The organism is Prauserella cavernicola, from assembly GCF_016595675.1.
Lineage (GTDB): Bacteria > Actinomycetota > Actinomycetes > Mycobacteriales > Pseudonocardiaceae > Prauserella_A > Prauserella_A cavernicola.
In genome coordinates, this window is record NZ_JAENJH010000003.1 from 837,916 (window position 1) to 860,287 (window position 22,372).

Genomic DNA, 22,372 nt, shown 5'->3' on the forward strand with positions numbered 1-22,372 from the left:
CGGCGAAGGCCCCCGCACCAGGTCGGTGCGGAGGCCTTCGCCGGTGACTTTCTAGGACTGGCCCGTGTCGGTCTGGTCGAAACGCAGCGTGTCGCCACAGTGGCGACGCGGCCAGTTCGGGATGTCGCGCTCCACCTGAACCGTGTGCTCGCGGGCGTACGCGCGCAGGTTCTCGAGCATCTGCGGGTCGCTCACGGCGTCCTTGCGGACCCAGTCGCCGTGCGGAGGCCCCTGGTAGATGTCGTAGTGGATCGGGTAGTAGTCCCGCTCCAGCCTCGGGTCGTAGCCGAGGCCGTTGCCGGTGCTCCACGGCTGGCGCGTGTGGATGAACGTCGGCTTGACCTCGTCGTAGACGTAGTTCTGCTGACCACGCAGGTCGTGCTCGCGCACCAGCTCGGCGAACCGGTGGTTCGTCAGGCCGGCCATGTCGACCAGGTGCAGCCTGCTGGTCAGCGCCGAACCACCGAGGTCGGGGATGAGCAGCGAGGCGTCCTGCGCGCCCATCACGTCGGCGTAGCCGTTGAAAATGCGGCCGAAGCGATCGGCGACGTAGCAGGCCGAGATGTCGGGCTCGTTGCGGAACTGGCTGGCGACGGCGCCGAACGAGGCCGTGGTGGGCAGCAGCACGGCCACCAGGCCAGCGGTGATCCAGACGCGGCCGCGCAGCTTGGCGTTGCGCAGTGCCTCGGCCGCCGCGAGCACGGTCACGAGCGCGCCGAGCACCCACACAGGCGTCGCGAACCGCAGCTGCGACATCCAGTCGGGCTCCAGCACCGAGAACGCGATCACCGCGAGGCCGAGCGGGACGAGCAGGGCGAGCAGCCCCCTGCGCCACCACGCGGGCTTCGCCAGCGCCATGCCGACGAACAGCACGGCCACCAGGACCGCGGGCGCGCCCGCGTAGCCGACGAGCTCACCGGGCCTGGTCAGTTCCTGCAGCGTGGGCAGGTCCTGCCGCTTCGCGATGGACGGGCTCGACAGCCACAGGCCGAACGTGGCGTAACGCCAGATGAAGTAGGCGCCGACGGGGATGGCGAACGCCGCCACCGAGACCAGGGTGTGCTTGATCCTCGGGACCAGCGTCGCCTTGCTCACCGTGCCGAGCAGCACGAGCGGGTAGACACCCGCGTAGATGAGGCCCTCGGGGCGGGTGAGGGCGGCGGCCGCGGCCAGCAGGCCCATGCCAGCCGCCAGTTTGTAGCCCAGTAGCCGGTCGTCGAGCACCGCTCTGAAGACGAGCACCGCCATCCACGTGATGATCAGCGCGTAGAGCGGGTTCTCCAGCCCGGAGAAGGTCCAGATGACGAACGACGGCGTGATCGCGAGCAGCGCGCCGACCGCGAGGGTGGCGAGCCACGGCCGCTTCGTCACCTTGGCGGCCGCGACGTAGCAGGCCGACAGGATGCCCGCGACGAGCAGCAGGGCGAGTGCCTTCGGGAAGAGCACGTAGTCGGGGATGCCGAAGATCGTGCCGCGGTCGAACAACCCGACGAGCCTGCCCAGCACGAGCAGTGCGGTGTAGGTCGGGTTGGAGTAGCCCTCGACGGGCTCCGCGCCGGGCTGGACCACGGGGCCGAGCCCCTCGGCGAAGCTGCGGGCGTACGCGAACGTGATGGCGGCGTCGTCGATGATCCAGTTGCCGTACAGCGTGGCGTGCGCGCCGATCAGGGCCGTTCCGCCCGCAACCGAAGCCGCCGGGAGCAGGCGGGCGCCCGGCTTCGGTTTCGGGGGAGCGGATTGCACGTCCGACGTCTCGGAAGCCGTCGCTTCCCCCGTCGCGACCGAGGTCATGCGGGCGTCCTTAGCAGTCTTCGTGCCGGCCTGTTCCGGATCATGAATGGATTCCCCAACCCGTGTGAAGGTAACGCTACGGAGCCGCAGCAGGTTGCCCGCCGTCGAGGTGGCACTGCGGCACCGGGCCGGCCGGAGCGGCGGTCTCGTCCTCGGTCGCCGCGGACATCGGCGGCACCTCGAGAACGTAGCGCAACGGCGCGACCCTCTTTCCCCTGGCTGCCGCCGCCGACGACGTTCGCGGGCCGGAACTGTCCCTGACCTCGGCCGTCGCGGTGTGCACCGCGCCCGTGAGGATCTGGCGGGACGTCGCGTTCGCCTGCTCGTCGGTCACGGCTGACCGGAGCAGGGCGAGAAGCGGTGCCCTGGTGTCCGGTTCTGCCCATAATCGCAGGATCATACGCACGAGACGGGCCCCGGCCTCCCGGGGTGGTCCATTCAGGACCTGCGGTATTTCACGTGACCCGGTGGGAGCCGACGAACCGTCATCGGCCGGATATGCGCGCCGTAGTGCGGATGGTGACGTGCCGGAGGCCGGCCTGGGGACGGAACCTAAGCTGGGGGTATGTCCGTTGCGGTGAGGGTGATCCCGTGTCTCGACGTCGACGCGGGCCGGGTCGTCAAAGGTGTGAACTTCGCCGATCTGCGCGACGCCGGTGACCCGGTGGAGCTGGCGCGCGCCTACGACGCGGAGGGCGCGGACGAGCTGACGTTCCTCGACGTCACCGCGTCGTCGGGCAACCGCGAGACCACCTTCGACGTCGTCGGCCGCACCGCGGAGCAGGTCTTCATCCCGCTGACCGTCGGCGGCGGCGTCCGTGCCACCGAGGACGTGAACCGGCTGCTGCGCGCGGGCGCCGACAAGGTCAGCATCAACACCGCCGCGATCGCCAGGCCGGAGCTGCTGCGCGAGGCGTCCCGCCGGTTCGGCGCGCAGTGCATCGTGCTGTCGGTCGACGCGAGGCGGGTGCCCGAGGGCGGCGAGCCCACGGCGTCGGGCTTCGAGGTCACGACCCACGGCGGCCGCCGTGGCACCGGGATCGACGCGGTGGAGTGGGCCGCGCGCGGCGAGGAGCTCGGCGTCGGCGAGATCCTGCTCAACTCGATGGACGCCGACGGCACGAAGTCGGGCTTCGACCTGGAACTGATCCGACTGACGCGCGCCGCGGTGCGGGTCCCGGTGATCGCCAGCGGCGGCGCGGGCGCGACCGAGCACTTCCCGCCGGCCGTCGAGGCAGGGGCCGACGCGGTGCTGGCCGCCAGCGTCTTCCACTTCGGGCAGCTCAAGATCGGCGACGTCAAGAACGTGCTGCGGGATTCGGGGGTCGAGGTCCGGTGACGCTCGATCCCGCCGTCGCGAACCGGCTCACGCGCACGCCCGAGGGCCTGGTGTGCGCCGTCGTGGTGGAACACAGCACGTCGCAGGTGCTCATGGTGGCCTGGATGGACGACGAGGCACTGCACCGCACGCTGACCACGCGCCGCGCGACGTACTTCTCGCGCAGCAGGCAGCGCCTGTGGGTCAAGGGCGAGACCTCGGGCCACACCCAGTACGTGCGCGAGGTGCGCGTCGACTGCGACGCCGACACCCTGCTCGTGCGCGTCGACCAGACCGGCCCCGCCTGTCACACGGGCACGCACACCTGTTTCGACACCGACGAGCGGGTACTGCTCGCCGACCCCGGTCAGGACGGCTCGAGCTCCCCCGTGAGGTAGCGCTGGATGGTCGGCGCGATCGTGGCCACCAGCGTCTCGATGTCGGCGGAGGCCACCGGTTCGATTTTCGCGACGTAGCGGGCCATGCCCATGCCGATCATCTGGGTCGCGCCCAGGCTGGCGCGCAGCTCGGGGTGGTCGCTTTCCGCCGTCCTGACGACGTTGGTGAAGATCTTGTTGACCAGGATGGTCCGCAACGTGAGCATCGCCTCGGGCTTGGTGGTGACGCTGCGGATGAGCGCGACGAATGCCTCGCCGCCCGCGCCGTCCCAGCGGGTGAGGAACGTGCGCACGATGTTCTCGCCGAGCTTGTCGGGACCTCCGGCCGTCACCGTCTTGATCACGTCGTTGATGTCGAACGGCACGTGCAGCACGGCCTTGGCGAACAGGCCCTCCTTGCCGCCGAACCAGTGGTTGACCATCGCGGGGTCGACCCCGGCGCGGCTCGCGATGGCCCTGACGGTGGCGCCGTCGTAGCCGTTCTCCGCGAACACCGCCCTCGCGGCCTCGAGCAGTACGGTCCTGGTGTCCTCGCCGGCGGGGCGGCGGCCCCGGCGGCGGCCGGGCTCATCTTTCGCGGTGGTCACACGACCATCATGAAGGAGCGAGGTCAGAAATTCCACGAAGCCTGAAATAGTGCCCGGTGCACGTCGCCGAAAGCGCGGCGGCACAATAACCGCATGGTAACTGCCCATTCTGTCGGTACCGGCGGATCAGGACTCGGAGCGATCAGCCCGAGCCGCGAGGACTTCCGTGCGCTCGCGGAGGACCGGCGCGTGATCCCGGTGGTGCGGCGCGTGCTCGCCGACGCGGACACGCCCGTCGCGCTCTACCGCAAGCTCGCCGGGGACCGTCCCGGCACGTTCCTGCTGGAGTCGGCCGAGAACGGGCAGTCCTGGTCGCGCTGGTCGTTCATCGGCGTCCGCAGCCCCTCCGCGCTCACCGTGCGCGACGGCAAGGCCGTCTGGACCGGCACGCCCGTGGCGGGCCTGCCCACCGAGGGCGACCCGCTGACCGTGCTGCGCGAGACCCTCGCGACCCTGCACACCGAGCCGCTGCCCGGCATGCCCCCGCTGACCGGCGGCATGGTCGGCTACCTCGGCTACGACGCGGTGCGCTGGATCGAGCGGCTGCCCGAGCTGGCCGAGAAGGACATCGACATCCCCGAGGTGACGATGCTCCTGGCGACCGACCTCGCCGCGTTCGACCACCACGAGGGCACCGTCACGCTCATCGCCAACGCGGTGAACTGGGACAACTCGCCCGAGCGCGTCGACGCGGCCTACGAGGACGCCGTGCGCCGCATCGAGGAGATGACCAGGCTGCTCGCCGCTCCCGCGCCCGCGACCAACGCGGTGTTCGAGCGGCCGGCGCCCGAGTTCACCCGGCGGCGTGCGAAGGAGGAGTTCCACGCCGCCGTCGACAAGGTGCGCGAGGCGATCCACGCGGGTGAGGCCTTCCAGGTCGTGCCCTCGCAGCGGTTCGAGATGCGCACGGGCGCCGACGCGCTCGACGTCTACCGCGTGCTGCGCACGTCCAACCCGAGCCCGTACATGTACCTGCTGCGGCTCGACGGCTTCGACATCGTCGGCTCCAGTCCCGAGTCGCTGGTGACGGTGCGCGACGGCAAGGCGACCACGCACCCCATCGCGGGCACGCGCTGGCGCGGCGTCGACGCCGACGAGGACGCGCAACTGGCGAAGGACCTGCTCGCCGACGAGAAGGAGCGGGCAGAGCACCTCATGCTGGTGGACCTGGGCCGCAACGACCTCGGCAAGGTCTGCAAGCCGGGTTCGGTGCACGTGGTCGACTTCTTCGCCATCGAGCGCTACAGCCACGTGATGCACATCGTGTCCACCGTCACGGGCGAGCTGGCCGAGGGCAGGACGGCGTTCGACGCCGTGGTCGCGTGCTTCCCCGCCGGCACCCTCTCCGGGGCTCCGAAGGTGCGCGCGATGGAGCTGATCGAGGAGCTGGAGCCCACGCGCCGCGGGCTCTACGGCGGGGTCGTCGGCTACCTCGACTTCGCGGGCGACGCCGACACCGCGATCGCCATCCGCACCGCGCTGATGCGCGACGGCATCGCCTACGTGCAGGCCGGTGGTGGCGTGGTGGCCGACTCCGACGCCGACTACGAGGACAACGAGTCGCTCAACAAGGCCCGCACCGTGCTGTCGGCCGTCGCCGCCGCCAACACGATGGTTCCCACGACGGCACTGGATCCGACCAGTGTCTGAGAGCGCCGCCGCAAAGCGTCCACTGTGGATCGTGGTGGTCGCGCTCCTGCTCGCCTCCGTCGCGCTGTGGGGTGCATCGGGCCTGACGTGGATCGACGTACCGCGAGGGCTGACGGTCGACGGCAGGCTCTCCGAGGACCTCTCCGGTAGCGACCTCATGACGTGGCCGGTGCCGCTCGCGCTGCTGGCACTGGCTTCCGTGGCCGGGGTGCTCGGCGGCAGGGGAGTGGTGCGCCGGATCCTCGGGGTGCTGCTGGTGGTCGTCGGCGCGGTCATCCTCTACCTGGCGCTGAACGGCGATGCCTACGACGTGGCGTGGTCCGGCTGGGCTCCCGGCTACGACGACACCGCGGGTGTTCCTGAGCACACGTTCTGGGGTCCCGCGGTGGCGGTCGCGGGCGGCGTGCTGGTGTTGCTCGCGGGCGCGTTGCTCACCTGGCGTGGTCATCGAATGCCCCGCATGGGTGCCAAGTACTCCGCTCCGGGCGGCAGACGGGCCGAGAAGCACACGGAGACGGACCTGTGGGACGCACTGTCCGACGGCGAGGATCCGACCACGCGGAGTTAGTTCCGGGGTCAAGTCCCTGGTGGACAAGACAAATCCGACCCGGAGCCGGTGCGGCGAACCGCGAGGGTTAGCATCATTTCGGCGGGAAGGGGAAGGTTTTTGTGAGCCACCTTGCGAGTGAACACACAGCCGGTGAGGTTGCCCGGTGAGCATTCTCGAGGACATCATCGCCGACGTGCGGACCGACCTCGCCGAGCGTGAGGCGGCACTGCCGTTCGACGAGCTGAAGCGACAGGCGGCGGCCGCGACCCCGCCCCGGGACGTCATGGCGTCTCTGCGGGAGTCGGGCATCGGTGTCATCGCGGAGGTCAAGCGCAGGAGCCCGTCCAAGGGCGACCTGGCATCGATCGGTGACCCGGCGTCGCTGGCCAAGGACTACGAGGACGCGGGAGCGCGCGTCATCAGCGTCTTGACCGAACAGCGCCGGTTCGGCGGATCGCTCGCCGATCTCGACGCCGTCCGGGCAGCGGTCGACGTGCCGATCCTGCGCAAGGACTTCATCGTCAGCCCCTACCAGGTGCACGAGGCGCGGCTGCACGGTGCGGACATGGTGCTGCTGATCGTCGCCGCGCTGGAGCAGAACGCGCTCGCCGCGCTGCTCGACCGCGTCGAGTCGCTGGGAATGACGGCGCTCGTCGAGGTCCACAACGCCGAGGAGGCCGACCGCGCGCTGGAGGCGGGCGCGTCGGTGATCGGCATCAACGCACGGAACCTGCACACCCTCGAGGTGGATCGCGACGTCTTCGGCAGGCTGGCTCCCGGGCTGCCGATGGAGACGTACAAGATCGCCGAGTCGGGTGTTCGCGGTCCCGGTGACCTGATGGCCTACGCGGGCCACGGCGCGGACGCCGTGCTGGTCGGCGAGGGCCTGGTCGCGACGGACGACCCGAAGGGCGCGCTCGTCAAGCTGGTGACCGCGGGTTCGCACCCCGCATGCCCGAGGCCGAGCCGGTGACCGAGAAGAACACCAAGGACCAGCGCTCCCAGCACGATCCGGACGAGCGTGGGCACTTCGGCCCGTACGGCGGCCGGTACCTGCCCGAGGCGCTCATGGGCGCTCTCGACGAGCTGTCGGCCGAGTACGACAAGGCCAGGCTCGACCCGGAGTTCACCGGTGAGTTCGCGCGGCTGCTGTCCGGCTACGCGGGCAGGCCGTCGCTGCTCACCGAGGCGCCGCGGTTCGCGGCCCACGCGGGCGGGGCACGGATCTTCCTCAAGCGGGAGGACCTGAACCACACCGGTTCGCACAAGATCAACAACGTGCTCGGTCAGGCGCTGCTGACCAAGCGCATGGGCAAGAAGCGCGTCATCGCCGAGACCGGGGCCGGCCAGCACGGCGTCGCCACGGCCACGGCGTGCGCGCTGCTCGACCTCGAGTGCGTCGTCTACATGGGAGAGGTCGACACCGAGCGCCAGGCGCTCAACGTCGCCAGGATGCGGCTGCTCGGCGCCGAGGTGATCCCGGTGAAGACCGGCTCCCGCACGCTCAAGGACGCCATCAACGAGGCGCTGCGCGACTGGGTGACCAATGTGGACACCACGCACTACCTGCTCGGCACGGCTGCCGGTGCGCATCCGTTCCCGGTGATGGTGCGCAATTTCCACAAGATCATCGGTGAAGAGGCGCGCAGGCAGATCCTCGAGCTGACCGGCAGGCTGCCCGACGCCGTCGCGGCGTGTGTCGGCGGCGGCTCCAACGCCATCGGCATCTTCCACGGCTTCATCGACGACTCCGACGTGCGCCTGATCGGCCTCGAGCCCGGTGGCAAGGGCATCGAGAGCGGTGAGCATGGCGCCACGCTCACCGAGGGCACGCCGGGCACCCTGCACGGCGCCCTGTCGTACCTGCTGCAGGACGAGGACGGCCAGACCACCGAGGCGTACTCGATCTCGGCCGGGCTCGACTACCCCGGCGTCGGCCCGGAGCACTCGTGGCTCAAGGACACCGGTCGCGCGGAGTACCGCGCCGTCACCGACGCCGAGGCCATGGACGCCTTCCAATTGCTGTCGCGCACCGAGGGCATCATCCCGGCCATCGAGTCCGCCCACGCGCTGGCGGGCGCGCTCGAACTGGGCAAGGAACTCGGCGAGGGCGCCCAGATCCTCGTGAGCCTCTCCGGCAGGGGCGACAAGGACGTGGACACCGCGGCGCGCTACTTCAAGCTCGTGGAGGACGTGTGAGCCGGCTTGCCCAGCTGTTCGAGGCCACCCGCGCGGAGCAGCGGGCCGCGCTGGTCGGCTACCTGCCCGCCGGCTACCCGACCGTGGACGCGTCGAAGGAACTCCTCGCGGCCACGATCGACGCGGGCGCGGACCTGGTCGAGGTCGGGGTTCCCTACTCCGACCCGGTGATGGACGGCCCGACCATCCAGGCCGCCGCCGACCAGGCGCTGCGCAACGGTTTCCGGCTCAAGCACCTGTTCGAGGTCGTGGAGTCGGTGTCGGCCAGGGGCGGCCGCGCGGTCGTGATGACGTACTGGAACCCCGTGCACCGCTACGGCGCCGACGCGTTCGCGCGCGACCTGGCCTCGGCGGGCGGGCTCGGCATGATCACGCCGGACCTGACACCGGACGAGGCGGGCGACTGGCTCGCCGCGTCGGACGCACACGGGCTGGACCGGATCTTCCTGGTGGCGCCGTCGTCGTCGGAGGAGCGCATCGCGCTCACCACCGAGGCGACCACCGGCTTCGTGTACGCCACCGCCGTGATGGGCGTGACCGGCGCGCGGGAGTCGGTGGGTGCCAGCGCCGCCGACCTGGTGAGCCGCACCCGCGCCCACACGGACCTGCCGATCGGCGTCGGTCTGGGCGTGCGCTCCGGAGACCAGGCCGCCGAGGTGGCCGGGTTCGCCGACGCGGTGATCGTCGGCTCGGCGCTGGTGTCGAAGGCGGGCGAGAGCGCCGCCGAGGTGGCCGCGCTGACCGCCGAGCTGGCGGAAGGCGTCCGCAGGCCGGTCGTTCCCGCCGCGTAACGCCCGTTCGCGCCGGTTCCGGCCGGACATGCCAAGCCTCGGCGTCAGGGTCACCCGACTGCACGCTACGGTGACCCCGTGAACACCGCGACGGCAGTCTTCCTCGCGAACATCCCCAGCCCGGACCGTGGGGTCTACCACCTCGGTCCGGTTCCGCTGCGGATGTACGCGCTCTGCATCATCGTCGGCATCATCGTGGCCATCTGGTGGGGCGACCGCCGGTGGGTCCAGCGCGGTGGGTCGAAGGGCACGATCGTCGACATCGCGGTGTTCGCGGTGCCCTTCGGCCTCATCGGTGGCCGGCTCTACCACGTCATCACCGACAACCAGCTGTACTTCGGCGAGGGCAAGGACCCGATCAGGGCGCTCTACGTCTGGGACGGCGGGCTCGGCATCTGGGGAGCCATCGCGCTCGGTGGTGTCGGTGCGTGGATCGCGTGCAAGCGCAGGGGAATCCCGCTGCCCGCGGTCGCCGACGCCATCGCTCCCGGCATCGTCCTCGCGCAGGCGATCGGCAGGCTCGGCAACTACTTCAACCAGGAGCTCTACGGCGGTCCGACCGACCTGCCGTGGGGCCTGGAGATCTACCGGCGCGTGAACCCGGACAACCCGTTGATCGAGGACCCGCTCAACGGGGTCGCTGTCAACGATGTGCCGATCGCGGTGGTGCACCCGACGTTCCTGTACGAGCTGCTGTGGAACCTCGGCGTCGTGCTGCTGATCGTGTGGGCCGACCGCAAGTTCCGCCTCGGCCACGGCCGCGTGTTCGCGCTCTACGTCGCCGGCTACACGGCGGGCCGCTTCTGGATCGAGCTGATGCGCACCGACCAGGCCAACGAGATCCTCGGCCTGCGGGTCAACGTGTGGACCTCGATCGTCGTGTTCGTCGGTGCCGTCGGGTACTTCGTCTACGCCCGCACACTCGGTGAGCGCGAGGATCCGGCGACATTGAAGACCGACGAACCCGATCCGGACGACACCGGTTCCGCGGCCGCGGACAAGCCCGATGCGGACGAGTCGAATACTGACAAGCCCGGTGACGAGGGCCCGAAGGACGACGCCGAGAAGCCGGACAACGAGCCCGGCGACTCAGCGGCGGAGGAGTCCCCGTCCGGTGACGAGCGGAAGGTCGAGCCCGGTCAGTAGGCCGGGTTCGGCGGCCACGACGGCGGCCACGGCGTTGACCAGCCGCATGGCCGTCGCCTTGAGTCCCGCCGTGTTGTGGTCGCCGTCGGTGCCCAGCATGCGCAGGTCGAGCGTGTAGTTCGGCTCGCCGGTCACCTCCACCCGGTAGCCGCCCTGCCCGAGCGGCTGCGGCCAGTCGGGCCCGAGGTCAGGACGCAGCCGCGTCACGTGCTCCAGCACGCACGCGGGCTTCCCGCCGAGCATGCCGCGGATCTCGAAGCGCAGCGCCGCGGCGGTGCCCTTCTCGATCGTGCCCGAGGGGATCTCGAACGTCTCCGGCGCGGGCAGCCGCTCGTAGCGTTCCTCCACGGAGTCGAGCTCCACGCCGAGTCCCGCCGCGAGCTGGCGCACGACGCTGCCCCACGCGAGCGTGAGCACACCCGGTTGCAGCAGCAGCGGTTTCTGCTCGAGCGGCGAGCCGAAGCCCATGATGTCGAACAGGACCTTGCGGTTGTCGTAGGTCGAGTAGTCGAGGATCTCCAGGCAGCGCACCTCGTCGATGCGCTCGCAGACGCTGGTGAGCACGAGCGGAAGCCAGTCGTTGGCGAAGCCGGGGTCGATCCCGTTGACCCACAATGATGCCCCGCCCTCGGCCGCGGCCTCCCGGATCGGGTCGGTCAGTTCCTTCGGCACGACGCCGTCGGGGAACTGGAGAAAGACCGGGCTGCTGGAGACCACGTTGACGCCTGCCCGCAGGATGCGGCACAGGTCGTCGAGCGCCTCGTTGATGCGGTCGTCGGCCATCGCCGTGTAGACCACACAGTCGGGACGCAACGCGAGCAGCGCGTCCGCGTCGTTGGTGGCGGTGACGCCGAGGTCGTGGCCGAGCCCGGCGAGCTCGCCGGCGTCCCTGCCGACCTTGGCTGGGTCGGAGACCCACACGCCTGCCAGTTCGAGATCGGGCCTGGCCGCGATGCCCGCGATGGCGTGCCTGCCGACGTTGCCGGTGCTCCACTGCACCACGCGAAGAGTCATGTCAGATCCGGGAGTCCGAGTTCGAGGTTGGGGGCCTGCTGCCCGCCGTCGACCTCCAGCACCTTGCCGGTGACGTAGGAGCCCGCGCGGGAACTGAGATAGAGGATCGTAGCGGCGATGTCGTCGGGTTCGCCGAGTCTGCGCAGTGGCGTGGCCGATTCCATACGCTCGCGCAGCTCGGTGTTGTCCACCACCACCTGCAGTGCCGAGGTGGCGACGGAGCCCACGGAGATGGCGTTGACGCGGATCTTGGGGGCCAGGTCGGCGGCTGCGAGCCGGGTGTACTGGGCGAGCGCGCCTTTCGCCGTGCCGTAGGCGAGAAACCCGCGGCCGGACACGCGGCCCATCACCGAGGAGATGTTGACGATCGAGCCGCCGCCGGACTCCAGCATCGCTGGTACGGCGGCGGTGGTGAGCGCGTGCGCGGTGCCGACGTTGAACCGGAACGCCTCGGTGAGGAACTCGGGCGTGGTCTCGAGCAGCGGGCGGGGCATCGTGCCGCCGACGTTGTTGACGACGATGTCGAGACGGCCGAAAGTCTCCGTGGCGGCGTCGGCGAGCCGGCCCGCGGCGGCGGGATCGCCGAGGTCGGCGGGCACGACGCAGGCCTTGCGGCCGGTGTCGGCGATGCGCGCGGCGACCTCGTCGAGCTGCTCGCGGGTGCGAGCCGACAGCACCACGTCGGCCCCCGCCTCGGCGAGCGCGATCGCTGTGGCGGCACCGATCCCGCGCCCCGAACCGGTGACCACGGCTACGGCGCCGTCGAGCCGGAAATGATCGAGGATCACGCGAGAAATGTAACACGTTCTAGTAGGGCGTGGTGCCTGCTTTCGGGGTGCCAAATCCGGTTGCGGGTCGTGCCAGGATCGGCTCGTGCCCGTTTCCCGACCCGACCTGATGCGCTGGCAGTTCGACTTCACCTGGTCGCTCGCCGAGGTGCACCTGCGAAAACTGCGCCCCGAGGACTTCCTCTGGGAACCCGCCGCGCACTGCTGGACGCTGCGCCAGGGCGCCGGGGGCGCGTGGGTGCCCGACTTCGCCGAGGTCGAGCCCGATCCCGTTCCCGTGCCGACGATCGCGTGGCTCTCCTGGCACCTCGGGTGGTGGTGGAGTGTCACCCTCGACCACGCCTCGGGGCGGCCGCCCCGGGAGCGCGACGATGTTCGCTGGCCGGGGGCCGAGCACGCCGTCGACTGGTTGCGCGGCCTGCGCACCGGGTGGATCGGCGTGCTCGACGGACTCTCCGAGCCCGATCTCGATGCCGTCGCGACGTTTCCGTGGCCGGACAACACCGAGCTGACCGTCGCGCACCAGCTCGGCTGGGTCAACGCCGAGCTGATGAAGAACGTCGCCGAGATCGGGCAGCTGCGGATGCTGCGGGCCGCCGGCTAGGTACGGCTACGGCGTCGTGCGGACAGGGGCCACCACCGGGTGGCCCTCGCTGGTCCGCAGTACCTCGGTGTCGGCGCCGTAGTGGTCGCGGAGTCGTTGCGCCGTCAGCACTTCCGACGGTTTGCCCGATGCGGCGACCTCGCCGTCGTCGAGCAGCAGCAGTTCGTCGGCGTACTGCGCGGCGAAGGTGAGGTCGTGCAGCGTCGAGACCACCGTGGTGCCGTCCTCGCGGCGCAACCGGTCGAGCCGTTCCAGCAGGGCCTGCGCGTGCCCGATGTCGAGTCCGGTCGTGGGTTCGTCCAGCAGCAGCACGCTGGTCTGCTGCGCGAGCACGCGCGCGAGCACGGCGCGCTGCTGTTCCCCGCCGGAGAGTGTGCGCAGCTTGCGTTCGGCCAGCTCGCCGAGGTCGAGCCGTGCCAGCGTTTCCTCCACAATGGATAGATCTGAACCGCTCTCCCTGGCCAGGAAACCGAGGTGCGGTGTCCGTCCCAGTAGGACGTAGTCGGTGACGGTGAGTCCGTCGGGCAGCACCGGGTTCTGCGGCGCGTACCCGATCAGCAATGCCTTCTCCTTGCGGGACAACGACTGTGCGGGCGCTCCGTCCAGATTCACCTCGCCCTCGTGCGGTACCAGTCCGGCGATGGTCTTCAGCAACGTCGACTTGCCCGCGCCGTTGGGGCCGACGATGGCGAACCAGCCGCCGCTGTCCACCTCGGTGGAGACGCCGCGCACCACCGGGCTCGTGCCGTAGCCCGCACTGACCCCGGCCAAGTGCAGTGCCGTCATGGCGTCCTCCCCCTGCTACTGCGCAGCACCAGCGCGAAGAACGGCGCGCCCGCGAACGCGGTCACCACACCGAGGGGCAGTTCCCCGGGAAGTGCCGTGCGGGCGACGAAGTCGGCCAGGATCAGAAACACCGCGCCGCCGATCAGCGACAGCGGCACGATCACGCGGTAACTCGCGCCCGCCAGCAGGCGCACGACGTGCGGCACGACGATGCCGACGAAGCCGATCAGCCCGCTCACCGCCACGGCCGCCGCGGTCGCCAGCGACGCGGCCGCCAGCAGCACGAGCCGGACCCGGCCGGGCCGGATGCCCAGTGACGCGGCCTCCGCGTCGCCGAGGGTGAGCACGTCGAGCAGTCGTGCGCTGCCGCACAGCACCACCGCGGCGAGCGCGATGTAGGGCAGTGCGACCCACACGTCGCGCCAGCCCGTGACGTTCAGGCCCCCGAGCGTCCAGGTGTAGACCTGCTTGATGGTGTCGGTGTTGAGCTGCTGCACGAACGTCTGCACTGCGGTGAGAAACGCCGTCACCGCGACTCCCGCGAGCAGCAGTGTCGCGGTGCCGGACCCGCCCGCGGAGCGACCGAGCAGCCAGCTCAGCGCGACACCGCCGAGCGCGCCCGCGAACGCGGCCAACGGAAGCGGCCCGATCAGCCAGCCCGTCACCACCGGCGCGAACACCACGACCATGGTGGCGGCCATGCCCGCGCCTGCCGCTGCTCCGAGCAGGTACGGGTCGGCGAGCGGGTTGCGGAACACTCCCTGGAACGCGGCGCCGGCACCCGCCAGCGCCGCGCCCACGAGCCCCGCGAGCAGCACGCGTGGCATCCGTAGTTCCCACACGATCGCCGCCTCACGCTCGGACAGCGGCGATGTCGTTCCCGTCAGCTGGGCGCCGAGCTCGCCGAGCACGCGCTGCCAGCCCAGTTCGCCCGAGCCCGCCACGAGCGCGAACACCATCGCGGCGAGCAGCACGGCGAGCGCCAGCGCCACCGCGCGGGGGCGCAGGCGCGTCGTCGCGGCGCGGGATCGGGACCTCAGCACGTCAGCCCTGTTCGCCGGCCACGGCGTCGGCCACTTTGCGGACGAGCTCCACGATCCGGGGGCTCCACCGCGACGCGACGTCGTCGCCGAGCGCGAACACGTTGTCCTGCTTCACCGCGGCGAGCGTGTCCCAGCCGGGACGGGCCGCGACGGTCTCGGGGTTCTGCCCGCAGCAGTCCCGGTCGGCGAGGAAGATCAGGTCCGGGTCCTCGCGCAGGATCGTCTCCGCCGACAGCTGCGGGTATCCGCCGAGTGCGTTGGGATCGCCCTGGTCGGCGATGTTCTCGAGGCCGAAGAGTCCGTACACCTGGCCGATGAAGGTCGCCGACGTCGCGCTGTAGAACGAAGGGTCGAGCTCGTGGAAGTAGCGCAGCGGCTGATCGGGCTTCGGTGCGTCGGCGACGAGCTTGTCGATCTCCTCCTTGGTGCGGCGGGCCAGGTCCTCGCCCTCGGCGGCGTGGCCCGTGGCCTTGCCGACCATCGCGAACTGGTCGTACGCGGCGTCGAGCGTCGCCGGTGCGGGCAGGACGAGCGTCGTGATGCCGGTCTTGCCGAGCGACTCGGCGAGCTTGCCGTCGACATCCGACTCGACGACGACGAGATCGGGGTTGTGACCCGCGATCGCTTCGGGATCGATGTTGAGGCCCGACAAATCGGTCGTCGGCGCCTCCTCCGGATAGTCCGAGAAGGAGTCGACGGCCACCACCTGGTCGCCCGCTCCGACGGCGAACAGCGTTTCCGTACTGGACGGCGACAGGGACACGATGCGCTCGGGCTTGCGCTCGATCGTCACCGTGGGAGCACCCTCGGCGCCGATCTCGACGGGGAAGTCGGCGCTTGCGGCGGACGTCTGCGGTTCGGGCTCGCGGTCGGCACAGCCGACGAGGCCGGGCACCACGAGAACGGACAGCAGACTCAACAGGGCGAGCGGCCGGCGACGGCGGGACGCACGAGACATGAGGACCTCGACTGATCGGCCGGCCCGGGCCGCGCCCGACCGGCGGGCGGTCGAGGACGCCGCAACCCCTGAACCGGAGGTGGATGGCGTCGGCGCGAGTGCAGGCGACCTGACTCGTCTCGCTGTCACGGCACGTGACCGTTCCGGTACGGCGAGGCATCACAGTTGCGGCACAGCGCCGGGTTCACACCGGACTTCGCTACCGCTCGCGTCGGAAGTGACGCTATCAGGCGAAACGAGCCGAAGTCCGGGAACCCGTTCGTCGGGTAAGCTGGCCGGGCGAGCTACCCGCTCCGCGCCCATCAGGAACGATGTCGTTGGCGGCTGCCAGATCGTTACAGTCGACGGCTGAAATGGGCACTCCGATCTGGTGCCCACGCGTTTCCTAGATGTTAAGGTCGCGCTAATAAGCGGGCCATTGTCGTCCCGTGCCCAGCACTTATCGAGCACGAAGACGACGCAGGAGGTCCCCTTGATCTTCTCCGCGATTCCGTCTCAACAGGGTCTCTACGACCCTGCGACGGAACAGGATTCCTGCGGTGTAGCCATGGTCGCGCATGTCCGTGGTGTCCGCTCTCACAGCATCGTCACCGACGGTCTCAACGCACTCACGAATCTGGACCACCGTGGCGCCGCTGGCGCCGAGCCCACCAGTGGCGACGGCGCGGGCATCCTGGTGCAGCTGCCCGACGAGCTGCTGCGCGCCGAGACGGACTTCGACCTGCCGAGGCCCGATGCCTTCGGCAGGCACCACTACGCCGCCGGAATCGCCTTTCTGCCCGCCGACGCCGAGCTGCGCCGCAAGGCCGTCGAGCTCGTCGAGCGGATCGCGGGCGAGGAGGGCCTGTCGGTGCTGGGCTGGCGCGACGTGCCCGCCGACGCCGACAGCGCCGACGTGGGCCCCACGGCCCGTTCCGTGATGCCGCACTTCGCCATGCTGTTCGTGACGGGCAGGCCCGACACCGACGGTGAGCTGCCGAGCGGTGTCGACCTCGACCGGCTCGCGTTCTGCCTCCGCAAGCGGGCCGAGCACGAGAGCGAGACCGCGGGCTGCGGCGTGTACTTCCCGTCGCTGTCCTCGCGGACGATGGTGTACAAGGGCATGCTCACGCCGGGCCAGCTGCCCGCGTTCTTCCCCGACCTGCGCGACGAGCGGCTCGTGAGCGCCATCGCGCTGGTGCACAGTCGTTTCTCCACCAACACCTTCCCGTCCTGGCCGCTGGCGCACCCGTTCCGGTTCGTGGCGCACAACGGCGAGATCAACACGATCCGCGGCAACCGCAACCGCATGCGCGCCCGCGAGGCGCTGCTCGAGTCGGGCATGCTGCCCGGCGACCTGACGCGGCTGTACCCGGTGTGCTCGCCGGAGGCGTCGGACTCGGCGTCGTTCGACGAGGTGCTGGAGCTGTTGCACCTCGGCGGGCGCTCGCTGCCGCACGCGGTGCTGATGATGATCCCCGAGGCGTGGGAGAACCACACCACGATGGACGCCCAGCGCCGTGCGTTCTACCAGTTCCACGCCAGCCTGATGGAGCCGTGGGACGGCCCCGCGTGCGTCACGTTCACCGACGGCTCGCTCGTGGGCGCGGTGCTCGACCGCAACGGCCTGCGTCCCGCGCGCTGGTGGCAGACCGCCGACGACCGCGTGGTGCTCGCCAGCGAGGCGGGCGTGCTCGACGTCGCGCCGCAGGATGTGATCGCCAAGGGCAGGCTCAAGCCCGGCCGCATGTTCCTGGTGGACACCGAGGCCGGCCGCATCGTCAACGACGACGAGATCAAGTCCGGGCTCTCCGCTGAGGCGCCGTACGAGGAGTGGCTGCACGCCGGGTTGCTCACGCTCTCGGAGCTGCCCGACCGAGACCACATCACGCAGACCCACGCCTCGGTGCTGCGCCGTCAGCTCGCCTTCGGCTACACCGAGGAGGAGCTGAAGATCCTGCTGGGCCCGATGGCCGCGCTGGGCGCCGAGCCGCTGGGCTCGATGGGCACCGACACACCGCCCGCCGTGCTGTCCAAGCGATCCCGCTCGCTCTACGACTACTTCAAGCAGGGCTTCGCGCAGGTCACCAACCCTCCGCTGGACGCGATCCGCGAGGAACTGGTCACCTCGATGAGCCGCATCATGGGGCCCGAGCAGAACCTGCTGGAGTCCGGGCCCGCCTCGTGCAGGCACATCCAGCTGCCCTACCCCGTGATCGACAACGACGAGCTCGCCAAGCTGATCCACGTCAACGACGACGGAGACCTGCCCGGCTTCGCCTGTACCGTCCTCTCCGGACTGTATGAAGTGGACGGTGGCGGGAAGGCGCTGGCCTCCGCCGTCGAGCGGGTGCGCCGCGAGGCATCCGAGGCGATCGCCGCGGGCGCGCGCACACTGGTGCTGTCCGACCGCGACGCCGACCACCGCATGGCGCCGATCCCGTCGCTGCTGCTGGTGTCCTCGGTGCACCACCACCTGGTGCGCACCAAGGAAAGGCTGCGCGTCGCGCTGGTCGTCGAGACGGGCGACGCACGCGAGGTGCACCACGTCGCGCTGCTGCTGGGCTACGGCGCCGCCGCGGTGAACCCGTACCTCGCGTTCGAGACGATCGAGGACATGATCGGGCAGGGCGCGATCACGGGCATCGAGCCGGCCAAGGCTGTGCGCAACTACGTGAACGCTCTGGTCAAGGGTGTTCTGAAGATCATGTCCAAGATGGGCATCTCCACCGTCGGCGCCTACACCGCCGCACAGGTCTTCGAGTCGCTCGGCCTGTCGCAGGAGGTGCTCGACGAGTACTTCACCGGCACCGTCTCCAAGCTCGGCGGCGTGGGCCTCGACGTGCTCGCCGAGGAGGTGGCGATCCGGCACCGGCGCGCCTACCCGGACAACCCGACCGAGCGCGTGCACCGCGGACTCGAGACCGGAGGCGAGTACTCCTACCGCCGCGAGGGCGAGCTGCACCTGTTCACGCCCGAGACGGTGTTCCTGCTCCAGCACGCGAGCAAGACCCGCAGGGACGAGGCCTACAAGGCCTACGTCGACGAGGTCGAGCGCCTCAACCGTGAGGGCGGCGCGCTGCGCGGGATGTTCTCCTTCCGCGGCGAGGACCGGCAGCCCATCTCGATCGACGAGGTCGAGTCGGTGGAGTCGATCTGCAAGCGGTTCAACACCGGCGCCATGTCTTACGGTTCCATCTCGGCCGAGGCGCACCAGACGCTCGCGATCGCGATGAACCGCATCGGCGGCCGGTCCAACACCGGCGAGGGCGGCGAGGATCCCGAGCGGCTCTACGACCCGGAGCGCCGGAGCGCGATCAAGCAGGTCGCGAGTGGACGGTTCGGCGTGACGAGCGAGTACCTCGTCAACGCCGACGACATCCAGATCAAGATGGCGCAGGGCGCCAAGCCCGGCGAGGGCGGCCAGCTCCCGCCGAACAAGGTGTACCCGTGGATCGCGCGCACCCGGCACTCGACGCCGGGCGTGGGGCTGATCTCGCCGCCGCCGCACCACGACATCTACTCGATCGAGGACCTGGCGCAGCTCATCCACGACCTGAAGAACGCCAACGAACAGGCGCGGGTCCACGTGAAGCTCGTCAGCTCGCTCGGAGTCGGCACGGTCGCGGCGGGTGTCTCGAAGGCCCACGCCGACGTGGTGCTGATCTCCGGCCACGACGGCGGTACCGGCGCCTCGCCGATGAACTCGCTCAAGCACGCGGGCACGCCGTGGGAGATCGGCCTGGCCGAGACCCAGCAGACGTTGCTGCTCAACGGTTTGCGTGACCGCATCACCGTGCAGGTGGACGGCGCGATGAAGACCGGGCGGGACGTGGTGGTCGCCGCGCTCCTCGGCGCCGAGGAGTACGGCTTCGCCACCGCGCCGCTCATCGTGGCCGGGTGCGTGATGATGCGCGTCTGCCACCTCGACACCTGCCCGGTCGGGGTCGCCACGCAGAACCCGGACCTGCGCAAGCGCTACACCGGCCAGGCCGAGCACGTGGTGAACTACTTCCACTTCGTGGCCCAGGAAGTGCGGGAACTGCTGGCGGAGCTGGGGTTCCGCACGCTGGACGAGGCGATCGGGCGCGCCGACGTGCTCGACGTCGACAAGGCCGTCGAGCACTGGAAGGCGCAGGGGCTCGACCTCTCGCCGGTGTTCGAGGTGCCCACCGACTCGCCCTACGGCGGGGCGCGCCGCAAGGTGCGCGAGCAGGACCACGGCCTCGAGCACGCGCTGGACCGCACTCTGATCCAGCTCGCGGAGGCCTCGCTGGAGGACGCGCACCCGGTGCGGCTCGAACTGCCGGTGCGCAACGTCAACCGCACCGTGGGCACGCTGCTCGGCTCGGAGATCACGCGCCGCTACGGCAGCGCCGGTCTTCCCGACGGCACGATCCGCGTGCTGCTGACGGGGTCGGCCGGCCAGTCGCTCGGTGCCTTCCTGCCGCCCGGCGTCACGATCGACATGGTCGGCGACGCCAACGACTACGTCGGCAAGGGGCTGTCCGGTGGGCGGATCATCGTCCGCCCGCATCCGGAGTCGCCGTTCGCGGCGGAGGGCCAGGTCATCGCGGGCAACACCATCGTCTACGGCGCCACCAGCGGCGAGCTGTTCATCCGGGGCCAGGTCGGCGAGCGCTTCGGCGTCCGCAACTCCGGCGCGCTGATCGTCGCGGAGGGCGTCGGTGACCACGCGTTCGAGTACATGACCGGCGGTCGCGCCGTGGTGCTCGGCCGCACGGGCCGCAACCTCGCGGCCGGCATGTCGGGTGGGCTCGCCTACGTGCTCGACCTCGACGAGGCGCAGGTCAACCTCGGCATGGTGGAGCTGCTCGCGCCGGAGGCCGACGAACTGGTCTGGCTCAAGGAGACGGTCACCAGGCACCACGACCTGACCCGCTCGGCGGTAGCGGCGTCCCTGCTCGGCGACTGGCCGAGGCGCTCGGCGTCGTTCACCAAGGTGATGCCGCGTGACTACAAGCGAGTTCTGGAGGCGACGAAGGCGGCACGCGCAGAGGGCCGGGACGTCGACGAAGCGATCATGGAGGCGGCTCGTGGCTGAGAATCGCGGAGCGTGCGGAGCAACGGCCACGACCGCCGACCGGGTGCGGGTGGCCCGCAGAACACAGGAGGCGGCTCGTGGCTGACCCGACGGGCTTTCTGAAGTACGAGCGCGCCGAGCCTGCCAAGCGGGCGAAGGCCGAGCGGGTGCGGGACTGGCAGGAGGTCTACGCCGACGTCGGCCAGGAGGAGCGCAACCAGCAGGTGCGCACGCAGGCCGGCCGGTGCATGGACTGCGGCATCCCGTTCTGCCACTCCGGCGGCTCCGGGTGCCCGCTGGGCAACCTCATTCCCGAGTGGAACGACCTGGTGCGCCGTGGCGACTGGGCCGAGGCCAGCGAGCGCCTGCACGCGACCAACAACTTCCCCGAGTTCACCGGGAAGCTGTGCCCCGCGCCGTGCGAGGCGGGCTGCGTGCTGTCGATCTCGCCCGCCTCCGGTGGCCCGGTGGCCATCAAGCGCGTGGAGGAGACGATCTCCGCGCAGGCCTGGGAATCGGGCTACGTGCAGCCGCAGCAGGCGGCCGTGTCGACGGGCCAGCGGGTCGCCGTGGTCGGCTCCGGCCCGGCGGGGCTCGCGGCCGCGCAGCAGCTGACCCGCGCCGGTCACGAGGTGACCGTGTTCGAGCGCGACGACCGGCTCGGCGGGCTGCTCCGCTACGGCATCCCCGAGTTCAAGATGGAGAAGAAGGTGCTCGACCGCAGGCTCGCGCAGCTGCGGAATGAGGGCACCACGTTCGTCACCGGCTGTGAGGTCGGGGTCGACCTCACCGTCGAGGAGCTGCGGGAACGCTACGACGCCGTGGTGCTCGCGGTGGGCGCGCTGCGCGGGCGCGACGACACGACGACGCCGGGCCGGGAGCTCACGGGCGTCCACCTGGCGATGGAGCACCTGGTGCCTGCCAACCGGCAGTGCGAGGGCGACGGCCCTCCGGTGATCGACGCCGAGGGCAAGCACGTCGTGATCATCGGCGGTGGCGACACCGGCGCCGACAGCTACGGCACGTCGATCCGCCAGGGCGCGCTCTCGGTGACGCAGCTCGACCAGTACCCGCAGCCACCGTCCACACGCGACGACGACCGTTCGCCGTGGCCGACGTGGCCCTATCTCCTGCGCACCTACCCGGTGCACGAGGAGACCGGCGAGCGCCGCTTTGCCGTGGCGGTGAAGCGCTTCGTCGGCGACGAGAACGGCAACGTGCGGGGCATCGAGCTGCACAAGGTGCGAGTGGAGAAGGACCCCGAGACGGGCCGCCGCGAGGTGGTGCCGATCAGCGAGGAGGTCGAGGAACTTCCCGCGGACCTCGTGCTATTCGCGATCGGTTTCGAGGGCGTCGAGCACATGCGGCTCGTCGACGACCTCGGCCTGAAGCTGACCAAGCGCGGCACGCTCTCGTGCGGCTCCGACTGGCAGACCGAAGCGCCGGGAGTGTTCGTGTGCGGCGACGCCCACCGCGGCGCCTCGCTGGTGGTGTGGGCGATCGCGGAGGGCCGGTCTGTGGCCAACGCGGTGGACACCTATCTCACGGGTGCCTCGGACCTGCCGAGCCCGGTCCACCCGACGGCACTCCCGCTCGCGGTGGTCTGAGCACGGTCTCACCTGGTTGCGGTGAAGGGCACCTTTACTGCGTTGAACGCAGTAAAGGTGCCCTTCACCGCGTCTGGTGACCGTGCGCTCAGGAGCTGTCCGTGAACAGGCTCGACTGG

The 22,372-nt window shown here is 70.4% G+C and carries 19 protein-coding genes; 11 read left to right on the forward strand and 8 right to left on the reverse strand.

Going from position 1 to position 22,372, the window contains the following annotated elements; translation table 11 throughout:
* Nucleotides 1-51 precede the first annotated feature (51 nt).
* Together JHE00_RS17445 and JHE00_RS35885 are read right to left on the reverse strand one after the other, a co-directional pair.
* Nucleotides 52-1,791, reverse strand: coding sequence for a hypothetical protein (locus JHE00_RS17445; RefSeq protein WP_200319101.1), 1,740 nt, complete (start codon nucleotides 1,789-1,791; stop codon nucleotides 52-54).
* A 76-nt stretch (nucleotides 1,792-1,867) separates the two neighbouring features.
* A complete protein-coding gene (locus JHE00_RS35885) occupies nucleotides 1,868-2,434 on the reverse strand; it encodes a TetR/AcrR family transcriptional regulator (protein WP_307831985.1) in 567 nt (188 codons plus the stop codon).
* Between JHE00_RS35885 and hisF the strand changes: the two genes are divergently transcribed.
* Together hisF and hisI are read left to right on the forward strand one after the other, a co-directional pair.
* Nucleotides 2,357-3,130 (forward strand): imidazole glycerol phosphate synthase subunit HisF, encoded by a 774-nt coding sequence (gene hisF / locus JHE00_RS17455; RefSeq protein ID WP_200319103.1) that lies wholly within the window; start codon nucleotides 2,357-2,359, stop codon nucleotides 3,128-3,130. The two genes, JHE00_RS35885 and hisF, sit on opposite strands and share 78 nt — an antisense overlap.
* A complete protein-coding gene (hisI, locus tag JHE00_RS17460) occupies nucleotides 3,127-3,507 on the forward strand; it encodes a phosphoribosyl-AMP cyclohydrolase (RefSeq protein ID WP_200319104.1) in 381 nt (126 codons plus the stop codon). The genes hisF and hisI overlap by 4 nt, the downstream gene beginning before the upstream one ends.
* Here hisI and JHE00_RS17465 read toward each other — a convergent pair.
* The gene (locus JHE00_RS17465) at nucleotides 3,477-4,094 is read right to left on the reverse strand and encodes a TetR/AcrR family transcriptional regulator (protein ID WP_307831972.1); all 618 of its coding nucleotides are present in this window, start codon (nucleotides 4,092-4,094) and stop codon (nucleotides 3,477-3,479) included. The two genes, hisI and JHE00_RS17465, sit on opposite strands and share 31 nt — an antisense overlap.
* A 93-nt stretch (nucleotides 4,095-4,187) precedes the next feature.
* Between JHE00_RS17465 and JHE00_RS17470 the strand changes: the two genes are divergently transcribed.
* The 6 genes from JHE00_RS17470 (at nucleotide 4,188) to lgt (ending at nucleotide 10,430) form a co-directional block, all read left to right on the forward strand.
* Nucleotides 4,188-5,744, forward strand: coding sequence for an anthranilate synthase component I (locus JHE00_RS17470; protein ID WP_200319106.1), 1,557 nt, complete (start codon nucleotides 4,188-4,190; stop codon nucleotides 5,742-5,744).
* 31 nt (nucleotides 5,745-5,775) lie between these two features.
* The gene (locus JHE00_RS17475; RefSeq protein ID WP_307831973.1) at nucleotides 5,776-6,312 is read left to right on the forward strand and encodes a Trp biosynthesis-associated membrane protein; all 537 of its coding nucleotides are present in this window, start codon (nucleotides 5,776-5,778) and stop codon (nucleotides 6,310-6,312) included.
* A gap of 145 nt (nucleotides 6,313-6,457) precedes the next feature.
* On the forward strand, nucleotides 6,458-7,267 hold the full coding sequence (trpC, locus tag JHE00_RS17480) for an indole-3-glycerol phosphate synthase TrpC (protein WP_200319108.1): 810 nt from the start codon (nucleotides 6,458-6,460) through the stop codon (nucleotides 7,265-7,267).
* Nucleotides 7,246-8,493 (forward strand): tryptophan synthase subunit beta, encoded by a 1,248-nt coding sequence (trpB, locus tag JHE00_RS17485; protein ID WP_200319109.1) that lies wholly within the window; start codon nucleotides 7,246-7,248, stop codon nucleotides 8,491-8,493. The genes trpC and trpB overlap by 22 nt, the downstream gene beginning before the upstream one ends.
* Nucleotides 8,490-9,284: a tryptophan synthase subunit alpha gene (gene trpA / locus JHE00_RS17490; protein ID WP_200319110.1), complete on the forward strand. Its 795-nt coding sequence runs from the start codon at nucleotides 8,490-8,492 to the stop codon at nucleotides 9,282-9,284. Before trpB ends, trpA begins: the two co-directional genes overlap by 4 nt.
* Before the next feature lie 78 nt (nucleotides 9,285-9,362).
* On the forward strand, nucleotides 9,363-10,430 hold the full coding sequence (gene lgt, locus JHE00_RS17495; protein ID WP_200319111.1) for a prolipoprotein diacylglyceryl transferase: 1,068 nt from the start codon (nucleotides 9,363-9,365) through the stop codon (nucleotides 10,428-10,430).
* Here the strand turns inward: lgt and JHE00_RS17500 are convergent.
* Both JHE00_RS17500 and JHE00_RS17505 read right to left on the reverse strand, forming a co-directional pair.
* A complete protein-coding gene (locus tag JHE00_RS17500) occupies nucleotides 10,374-11,444 on the reverse strand; it encodes an NAD(P)H-dependent amine dehydrogenase family protein (RefSeq protein ID WP_200319112.1) in 1,071 nt (356 codons plus the stop codon). The genes lgt and JHE00_RS17500 overlap by 57 nt on opposite strands.
* Entirely contained in the window at nucleotides 11,441-12,232 is a 792-nt protein-coding gene (locus JHE00_RS17505; RefSeq protein WP_200319113.1) for an SDR family oxidoreductase, read from the reverse strand. Before JHE00_RS17505 ends, JHE00_RS17500 begins: the two co-directional genes overlap by 4 nt.
* A gap of 85 nt (nucleotides 12,233-12,317) precedes the next feature.
* Between JHE00_RS17505 and JHE00_RS17510 the strand changes: the two genes are divergently transcribed.
* The gene (locus tag JHE00_RS17510) at nucleotides 12,318-12,836 is read left to right on the forward strand and encodes a DinB family protein (protein WP_200319114.1); all 519 of its coding nucleotides are present in this window, start codon (nucleotides 12,318-12,320) and stop codon (nucleotides 12,834-12,836) included.
* 6 nt (nucleotides 12,837-12,842) lie between these two features.
* Here the strand turns inward: JHE00_RS17510 and JHE00_RS17515 are convergent, their stop codons facing one another.
* From JHE00_RS17515 to JHE00_RS17525, 3 genes are read right to left on the reverse strand one after another with little or no spacing between them, the layout of a single operon-like run.
* Complete coding sequence (locus tag JHE00_RS17515; protein ID WP_200319115.1) at nucleotides 12,843-13,622, reverse strand: ABC transporter ATP-binding protein; 780 nt, start codon at nucleotides 13,620-13,622, stop codon at nucleotides 12,843-12,845.
* Nucleotides 13,619-14,665: a FecCD family ABC transporter permease gene (locus JHE00_RS17520; RefSeq protein ID WP_372440460.1), complete on the reverse strand. Its 1,047-nt coding sequence runs from the start codon at nucleotides 14,663-14,665 to the stop codon at nucleotides 13,619-13,621. The genes JHE00_RS17515 and JHE00_RS17520 overlap by 4 nt, the downstream gene beginning before the upstream one ends.
* 1 nt (nucleotide 14,666) lies before the next feature.
* Complete coding sequence (locus tag JHE00_RS17525; RefSeq protein WP_200319116.1) at nucleotides 14,667-15,623, reverse strand: ABC transporter substrate-binding protein; 957 nt, start codon at nucleotides 15,621-15,623, stop codon at nucleotides 14,667-14,669.
* Between the two features lie 472 nt (nucleotides 15,624-16,095).
* Between JHE00_RS17525 and gltB the strand changes: the two genes are divergently transcribed.
* On the forward strand, nucleotides 16,096-20,667 hold the full coding sequence (gltB, locus tag JHE00_RS17530) for a glutamate synthase large subunit (protein WP_200319117.1): 4,572 nt from the start codon (nucleotides 16,096-16,098) through the stop codon (nucleotides 20,665-20,667).
* A 77-nt stretch (nucleotides 20,668-20,744) separates the two neighbouring features.
* The gene (locus JHE00_RS17535; RefSeq protein ID WP_200319118.1) at nucleotides 20,745-22,253 is read left to right on the forward strand and encodes a glutamate synthase subunit beta; all 1,509 of its coding nucleotides are present in this window, start codon (nucleotides 20,745-20,747) and stop codon (nucleotides 22,251-22,253) included.
* The last annotated feature ends 119 nt before the right edge of the window (nucleotides 22,254-22,372 follow it).

Coding starts and splice junctions, on each gene's coding strand:
- JHE00_RS17500 (WP_200319112.1), bottom strand. CDS start 11,444: ATGACTCTTCGCGTGGTGCAGTGGAGCACCGGCAACGTCGGCAGGCAC.
- JHE00_RS17445 (WP_200319101.1), bottom strand. CDS start 1,791: ATGACCTCGGTCGCGACGGGGGAAGCGACGGCTTCCGAGACGTCGGAC.
- JHE00_RS17515 (WP_200319115.1), bottom strand. CDS start 13,622: ATGACGGCACTGCACTTGGCCGGGGTCAGTGCGGGCTACGGCACGAGC.
- JHE00_RS17470 (WP_200319106.1), top strand. CDS start 4,188: ATGGTAACTGCCCATTCTGTCGGTACCGGCGGATCAGGACTCGGAGCG.
- JHE00_RS17525 (WP_200319116.1), bottom strand. CDS start 15,623: ATGTCTCGTGCGTCCCGCCGTCGCCGGCCGCTCGCCCTGTTGAGTCTG.
- trpB (WP_200319109.1), top strand. CDS start 7,246: ATGCCCGAGGCCGAGCCGGTGACCGAGAAGAACACCAAGGACCAGCGC.
- hisF (WP_200319103.1), top strand. CDS start 2,357: ATGTCCGTTGCGGTGAGGGTGATCCCGTGTCTCGACGTCGACGCGGGC.